Source organism: Acetobacter thailandicus (assembly GCF_011516655.1).
Lineage (GTDB): Bacteria > Pseudomonadota > Alphaproteobacteria > Acetobacterales > Acetobacteraceae > Acetobacter > Acetobacter thailandicus.
This window is the reverse complement of record NZ_WOSV01000037.1, coordinates 1-1,229: the sequence shown is the minus strand read 5'-3', so window position 1 is coordinate 1,229 and position 1,229 is coordinate 1. Positions and strand designations below refer to the sequence as shown.

1 protein-coding gene is annotated in these 1,229 nt (G+C 57.7%); it reads left to right on the top strand.

The window, feature by feature from the left end:
- A partial coding sequence (gene dxs, locus GOB58_RS12860; protein WP_173560461.1) for a 1-deoxy-D-xylulose-5-phosphate synthase occupies positions 1-1,229 on the top strand: 1,229 nt, incomplete at both ends.

The window sequence follows — 1,229 nt, the reverse complement described above, 5'->3', positions numbered from 1 at the left end:
TCAGAGAGCGAATACGACCCCTTTGGTGCGGCTCACTCCTCCACATCCATTTCTGCGGGTCTGGGCATGGCTGTGGCCCACCATCTGCGCGCTGAGGAAGACCCCTCCTACAAAGAGCGCAATGTCATCGCCGTGATCGGTGATGGTTCGATTTCAGCCGGCATGGCCTACGAAGCCATGAACAACGCAGCTGAAGCCGGCCCTGGCGCTGAACGCCTGATTGTTGTGCTCAACGACAACGAAATGTCGATCGCACCACCTGTCGGCGCGATGTCAGGCTATCTGTCACGCCTTATCTCATCCCGTAAATTTATTGGCCTGCGTGAGCTGGCTGGTAAGTTTGTTAAAAAACTGCCGGCCTCTGTTGAGCGCACAGCCCGTAAAGCTGATGAATATGCCCGTGGCATGATCACCGGCGGCACATGGTTTGAAGAGCTGGGCTTTTACTATATTGGTCCGGTTGACGGGCACGATCTGCCACAGCTGGTCACCATTCTGCGCAACCTGCGTGATGCCGGCAACGGCCCGATCCTGTTGCATGTCATCACCGAAAAAGGCCACGGCTACACCCCGGCTGAAAAAGCCGGCGATAAATATCATGCTGTTGCACGCTTTAATGTCGTAACCGGCGAGCAGTCCAAAGGCCCTTCAGGCCCGCCAAGCTACACCTCAGTTTTTTCACGTGAGCTGGTACGCCAGGCCGCCACTGACAAAAATATTGTCGCCATTACCGCCGCCATGCCCTCAGGCACTGGCCTTGATGCTTTTGCCAGAGCCTACCCGGAGCGGTTTTTTGATGTCGGCATTGCCGAGCAGCATGCCGTCACCTTTGCCGCCGGCCTTGCGACCGAAGGGCTGCGTCCGTTCTGCGCTATTTACTCCAGCTTCCTGCAGCGCGCCTATGACCAGGTGATGCACGATGTTGTGCTGCAAAACCTGCCTGTGCGCTTTGCCATTGACCGTGCCGGGCTGGTTGGTGCCGATGGTGCCACGCATGCCGGCTCTTTCGATATTGCATATCTGGGCTGCCTGCCCGGCATGACGATCATGGCACCTTCAGACGAAGTCGAGCTGCTGCATATGACAGCAACGGCCACAGCGTTTGATGAAGGCCCGATTGCCCTGCGCTACCCGCGTGGTGGCGGGCTTGGCCTTGAACTGCCGGCAGCCGGACAGGTGCTCGAAATTGGCAAAGGCCGGATTATTCGTGAAATGGGCAGTCAGAGCGG